Genomic DNA, 6,251 nt, shown 5'->3' with positions numbered 1-6,251 from the left:
AATTTAACAAGTGCCAACATTGCATAACGATTTTATAGCTAGCCCTTTAGAAAACGTAAGATTTCGTCACTAAAAAAACTTTATCTTTAACTGACAAATAACAAAAAGCGGCTTTGCCGACACTTCTGATTCGCACGTCACGCCGGTGGCGTGACTGCCCGCCCCACGCTGAGAGCGTGGTCGGTCTAGCTGAATCAGAGCCGCCAGCCGCCACAAACGTTATACAAAACCGTTGTAAAACATAGTGAAACCTCTAATTTTCATATTATTTGCTCTCCTCATTGGTTGTCAATCAAAACTTGAAAAGACAACAATTGATATTGAAAACTCTAATGACACTCTGAAAGAAATTGGATTTGAATACTATAATGTTGAAGATCCATTTGATTTGATTGTAACGGAATTTTATCCAACGAATCATTCCTGTGGCGATTTTGCTATTCCTTATGCGCTCATAATTGGTGAAACTGTAAAGCCACATTTGCCCGACAAAGTTTCTGTTATTTCAAAATGTGATTATAGAAATTTTGAGATAGGACAAAAACTGAGAATTGTGCCAGAAGATGAACCAGATATGAGTCAAGAAAATAACGGATTGGATTTACTGTACTTAGTTGTTCCAGATACAATGATTAGAGGCAAACAAATCTCTGAATGGCTAATTGGTTCCGAAAATAAAGCGATTTTGGGTAAACCTGAAATCTGATAAATAATACGTTTTACAACAACGCCTAAGCTTCATTGCTACTTAGAGTTTCAAAAAATAGTTTTACCTTTCAAAAAACTTTAAGGTTCATCTGACTAAACCGAACAACCAACACGCAACGCAAGCTTAGCCAGAGACCGTTGTAGCACATTTTGACGAAAAATGAAATCTGAATTGAAATATATAGAATTAAAAAGCGGATTTGCAGATAATGGACCTGCGTGGATTGGTATGGCGGAATTTTCAAAATCTGGTCGAACTATCTATTTTAATGGAAAAGCACTTAAATACTCAAATGCTCAAGGAATTGCTGGACACTATTACGACATAGAAACTGGAGACGAATATTGGATTTCTGGAATTAAGAAAAATGGAAATAACCGACATTGGGCTGGCGGTGGAAAAATAATGATTGACCGTAATGTTGTTCAAGAATATTTGAGTTCAGTTGACTTCAATTCTTTAGACAAAAACCGATTTGAATTGACAGATATCAAGAAAACTGATAAACAAAAATTTTCCAAATTGGAAAATCAAAAAATTGGATGCCGATGAAATGGATAAAAAACACAATTTACTTTTTATCTTCTTTCGCTTTAATATTTTCGGTTTCGATTCTCGTTTTTTACATACACGCATCAAGGATTGTAGGACATTTACCAACGTACGGTAATCCTGACCCAAAGGAGTTGGAAATTTATCAAAGTTATTCCCCAATATTGAATTTTACTCTATCAATATGGTTCTATTCATTTTTAGTTTGGTTAATTTTATTAATAATATACATTGTAAAAAATCGCAAAAAACTGAATTATGAACCAATTATTATAACCTTGATTGTTCAGAGTATTCCGTTTATTATTTTGTTTTCGACAATATTTGAATGGTATGTTGATTGAGAAAAAACGTGCTACAACAATGTATAACCGCAATTACGGCGGATTCGACTACGTCCGAATCCACTCGGAATTGCTAAAGTCTGTACTAAACCGAAAATTAACGCATATTAATCCGTAACTGACGGTTATACGTGACCGTTCTACGCAATTTGAAAAAAACGTTCGACATAGCATTAATTATTGTGACAATATTAGTTGTTGGCTTTGTTGGAATTTCACTTTTTGGAGTTTCAATAATGGGAAAAAGAGCAAATACCAAAAATGACTTTCAAACCGAACAGAAAACATCTGATTTTGATTTAAAAAAGGACTTGACCGATTTTAAGAAAAAGATGACTGAATTAGACACTTTAAAAATTTTCTTTGACCATTCAGTTTGCACATACGAAGGTTATGAGAGAATTGAAATCACCAAACATTCTGACTCAATAAAAGTTCGGACTGAATTCAAAGAACTGACTTTTAATGATAATAAAAATCCAGATTGGAATTTAGTTTACGAGAAAAAAATATCGGAAAAGGACACGGTTTGGGAATTTGAAAAGTTTATTGAAAGAAATGCTCAACGCAAAACGTCGGACGACAAAACACGCGGAATTTTAATTGTTCAAAACAAAAAAGATACAATTCAGTTTTTCACCAATGGGCTTGTGGACTTGAATCGATTTTTGGAAGATTACTATCTGACTATGAGAAAAATATACCCAGAAAACAAAAATGGAATTTATGGATATGAACTTGTTGAGGAATAAAAAACTGCGTAGAACAATGTATAACCGCCATTGCTGCTTAATCGAATTTAGATTCCTACAAAAACAGTATCTTAACATCTGAATAATACGTATTCTAAAAACCGCAACGGCGGTTATACGAGACCGTTACCTACTATTGAGTATTAACATTTAGAGTATTAATATGAGTACGATTTATGATCGAATTATTGAAATTGCAAAAAAAGAGGGTTACAATAATCTGACAAGATTCGCGACGAAAGGTTTGAATTATAAATCTGCTGAGAAATTACACAGATTGAAAAAAGCAGGAAATAATCCAGGTTTTGATATAATTTCTGATATTCTTGAAAAATTTCAGGATGTTGATGCTAGATGGCTTATTACTGGTCAATTTCAAGAATCTGAAAGTTTAACAAAGCCAAAATTGAATTTATCTGACTTCTCTGATTTGGAAATCATCGAATATTTAGCAAAAAATTATTCAAGAATTAATTCATTAGCAACTTTCAAAATGCTTATTCGTCAACAGTAGGTAACACCGCATAACGGTTTATGGCTTTCATAATTTGATTTGAGTATTTACAAAACATAAAATCTTTATCTTTATCTGACAAACTAGAGTTTGCGGCGCCCACGCAACGCTGAATCGCACGCATCCGCCAAGGCGGATTGCTTCCGCTCCCGCCAGAGGCGGGATTCCTTCCGATTCAGCCGCCAATCGCCACAAACGTTATACAAATCCGTTACCGTTAAATGGCTTCGACATTTCATTAGCTGATTGAATTTCTAAGAACTTCAGCAATTCCGACAATTTTGCTGGTTCTCTGAATAAACTCTGATTAGACCAACTCTCTGATTGTTCGGAATGGTTTCTGATGATCAGCTAAAGTCGGTTCCGGCCCGAATTTTCGGCTCGCCACTTAAGGTAACAATGTATACCGTCCATTGCTGCCGATTTTCAATTCTGAAAATCTTTGCAAGGAGCAAATACAGGAATTTTTAACTATTTTAGTCAAAACGTTCCGCAACGGAACGTTATACAAAACCGTTGGGTATAATTTTAGAAATGACTTTACTTCCGATACAATTTCAGACAAAATTTAAAAAATCCGAGATCGGAGAAATATCTACGTCTGAAATATTAGATCTTGTGAAAGGCTATTTGCAAAAAGAAGATTTTGGATATATATCAAAAAAAGAAAATCGGTTAGTATTTCATGCTGCACATGCCACAGGTTATGCTTTTCATGTAGGAATTATATTGGTCAGTGGAGTAGTCAAAGTGAAAGATAAAGGAGATACAATTGTTGTCACAAATGGAAATTGGATGGTTCTTTTAATAGCAGTTCCTTTTATTCTATTTTTAGTCGCATCGAAAACCGAATTTTCAGCTTTGAGTACTTTAGATGTAGATATGATTTGGATTGCCTTATTGTTCTTTTTCGGATTTAATTTAGGCGCCCGAATTTTAGCTCATTTGAATTTCAAATGGACTATACAAAACTTGATTAAAAACTATACCCAACATAGGCTATAATTCAGCGGGACTGAAATAATTGAAACAATATTCATACTTTTAAAGAAGCTAAAAAGATACTCGGAACAATTTGGGAAGCAGCTCCCCACTCCGATGTTCCGCCTGCGGCGGATCCCCGGCTTCGCTGCCAACCCGCCGAAATTTTAGCCTTAACCGTTACCCATAATTATTACGGAACTATTTGTTTTAAAAATATGGAAATAATCAAAATTACGTTCGAAGATAGATACTCTTTTCATCAGAAAACTATGTTAGGTGGGTTTGCAGCAATTTCCGCTATTGGCTTTTATAATTCAATTTCTGCACTTTATGAGGTAATCGGAATTATAACTTCCATATTCTTTTTAATGCTAACTTTATTTTTATTAGCATTGATATTCTCCAAGAAAGGCTTGCAGAAAAAAGGTGAAAATTTATATAAAACAATTTCAATTAAAGGAATCACTTTATTAAAAAGTAAAATAAAATTATCCGATAGACCTGCGGTTTCAATATTGAAAATTAAAAAGCAACAGAAGTTTGCCTTTGTATCTTCTGCAAATCCCGACCAAAGTGAATCATTCAATTCGTTTGAAATATTCGTTTTAAATCAACGACATACGAAAAGAGATCCGGTCATTTATTTTAAGAATGAAGAAAATGCTACTAAAGCGATTAAGTTTTTAACAACTGAATTTCGGTTAAAGCACGAAATTTTCAGTCCTGATTTTAGTTAAAAATAACTATGGGTAACATCACCTATAGCTGCAGTGCTAAGTTGGTTAGGTTAATGAAAAATCGCACAATATTACTTACATTTAAAAAACCGAAAAATTAACCAAGCGGCTTCGCCATTGCTCCGAAACGCACGCTAACGCTTCCAACCGGGCTCCGCCCGTTTCTCTAGCCGAAGCTGCCGCAGGCGCACCGCACCATAGCTGCGAGCGTTGCCAACAATTTGAAAAAAATTATAAACATACTAACATTTATCATTTTATTTTTTTCATTATCTAACTGTAAAGAGAAAGGCGATGTTGAAAACAAAAATGATTATAATAAGAATGCAACAGAGTTAATTACACAGATTTTCTCTGAAGACCTTTTTGAATGCTCATATATAATTCGACCAAATACAAATTCAAATTTACTCGAAGCTATTGAAAATAAAATGCCTGCGATTAATTATAGGAACAGATTAAATGGAATTCTTAGAATTGATAAAAAAAACACACTTGACAGTCTAATCGGACTTTCAAAAAATTTTGATTTCAAGGATTCGATGTTCGGAAATAAAACGGAATTAATTGAATATAGCAAATTTGATTCCATAAGAAAAAAATTGGATTCTCTTGCTCAATTTGGTACTGAAAAGCAAATCGATACATTTTTTGAAAAATGCCCAAATGATTTTTATTTCATCTCTAAACCTATATTTGATAAAAATTACCGAACAGCTGTAATTGATATTCAAATGGGATTTACTCATTTGGATTTGGGAAGTCATCTATCAATTTATAGATTAAATAATGGAATTTGGGAAAAAGATTAAATCAAAAAAAACTGTTGGCAACAATGCATAACGTCCATTGCTTCCGATTTTCCTTTCGGAAAATCCTCGCAAGCGGGAAATCCCATTAATTTTAAGTAGTTTAGTCTAAACGTTCCGCAACGGAACGTTATACAAAACCGTTACCTACAATTTAAAAATGAATCTTAGAATAACTATTTTACTATCGCTGATTTTGATACTTGGCTGTAATAAACCAATTGATGACGATATAAATAATTACAATCAAAAATCGACCGAATTAGTAAACAGCATTCTAAAAAATAATGAACCAGATTGTAGCTGTTTGCTTGAACCACCTCACCAATCACTTTTAGAAATCGCAGATAATGAAAGACCTGAACACAATAATAAAAAGGATTTATTGGAAGCCTTAGAATTGAACAATGACTCAGTTCTTGACAAACAAGATAATTTGTCTAAAAGGTTTAGGATTGATGAACTATCATTGAATTACAAAATGGATTTGATAAAACGCTCCGAAGTTGATTCAATTTTCCAGAAGAATGGTAGTCAGAAAGGCCGAGAAATTCTTTGGAAGAAATGTCCTTCCGGGTGGTTATATCTATCACCTCCAATATTTAATGAATCATACAATATTGCAGTAATAGAAATAAGTATCTGCTCACCTGGCGGTTCTATAAGTATTTACAAATTTACAAATGGGAATTGGGAATATGTCGATTCAATAGGAGTTTGGTTAAGTTAAAACTGTAGGTAACAATGGCTACAATTCAGCGGGGCTGAAATAATTAAAACAATATTCATACTTTTAAAGAAGCTAAAACAGTTACTCGGAATAATTTGGGAACGCAGCTCCCCACTCCGA

The 6,251-nt window shown here is 33.7% G+C and carries 8 protein-coding genes; all 8 read left to right on the top strand.

Annotated elements, in window-relative coordinates; translation table 11 throughout:
• Positions 1–244: 244 nt before the first annotated feature.
• Positions 245–706: a hypothetical protein gene (locus JS40_RS00560; protein ID WP_034257676.1), complete on the top strand. Its 462-nt coding sequence runs from the start codon at positions 245–247 to the stop codon at positions 704–706.
• 174 nt (positions 707–880) lie between these two features.
• Positions 881–1,261, top strand: coding sequence for a hypothetical protein (locus JS40_RS00555; RefSeq protein ID WP_201770358.1), 381 nt, complete (start codon positions 881–883; stop codon positions 1,259–1,261).
• Positions 1,262–1,787: 526 nt separating this feature from the next.
• Positions 1,788–2,357, top strand: coding sequence for a hypothetical protein (locus JS40_RS00550; protein WP_152558086.1), 570 nt, complete (start codon positions 1,788–1,790; stop codon positions 2,355–2,357).
• Positions 2,358–2,520: 163 nt separating this feature from the next.
• Positions 2,521–2,871 (top strand): hypothetical protein, encoded by a 351-nt coding sequence (locus JS40_RS14715; protein WP_051957446.1) that lies wholly within the window; start codon positions 2,521–2,523, stop codon positions 2,869–2,871.
• Between the two features lie 534 nt (positions 2,872–3,405).
• Positions 3,406–3,876 carry a hypothetical protein gene (locus JS40_RS00540; protein ID WP_034257586.1) on the top strand — a complete coding sequence of 157 codons (471 nt, stop codon included), beginning with the start codon at positions 3,406–3,408 and terminating at the stop codon, positions 3,874–3,876.
• A gap of 194 nt (positions 3,877–4,070) precedes the next feature.
• Complete coding sequence (locus JS40_RS00535; RefSeq protein ID WP_034257680.1) at positions 4,071–4,592, top strand: hypothetical protein; 522 nt, start codon at positions 4,071–4,073, stop codon at positions 4,590–4,592.
• A 221-nt stretch (positions 4,593–4,813) separates the two neighbouring features.
• On the top strand, positions 4,814–5,404 hold the full coding sequence (locus JS40_RS00530) for a hypothetical protein (RefSeq protein WP_034257679.1): 591 nt from the start codon (positions 4,814–4,816) through the stop codon (positions 5,402–5,404).
• 157 nt (positions 5,405–5,561) lie between these two features.
• Positions 5,562–6,131 carry a hypothetical protein gene (locus tag JS40_RS00525; RefSeq protein WP_034257678.1) on the top strand — a complete coding sequence of 190 codons (570 nt, stop codon included), beginning with the start codon at positions 5,562–5,564 and terminating at the stop codon, positions 6,129–6,131.
• The last annotated feature ends 120 nt before the right edge of the window (positions 6,132–6,251 follow it).

The organism is Altibacter lentus (assembly GCF_000746845.1).
GTDB lineage: Bacteria > Bacteroidota > Bacteroidia > Flavobacteriales > Flavobacteriaceae > Altibacter > Altibacter lentus.
This window is presented reverse-complemented; position numbering and strand designations above follow the sequence as displayed.

Coding starts and splice junctions, on each gene's coding strand:
- JS40_RS14715 (WP_051957446.1), top strand. CDS start 2,521: ATGAGTACGATTTATGATCGAATTATTGAAATTGCAAAAAAAGAGGGT.
- JS40_RS00540 (WP_034257586.1), top strand. CDS start 3,406: ATGACTTTACTTCCGATACAATTTCAGACAAAATTTAAAAAATCCGAG.
- JS40_RS00535 (WP_034257680.1), top strand. CDS start 4,071: ATGGAAATAATCAAAATTACGTTCGAAGATAGATACTCTTTTCATCAG.
- JS40_RS00525 (WP_034257678.1), top strand. CDS start 5,562: ATGAATCTTAGAATAACTATTTTACTATCGCTGATTTTGATACTTGGC.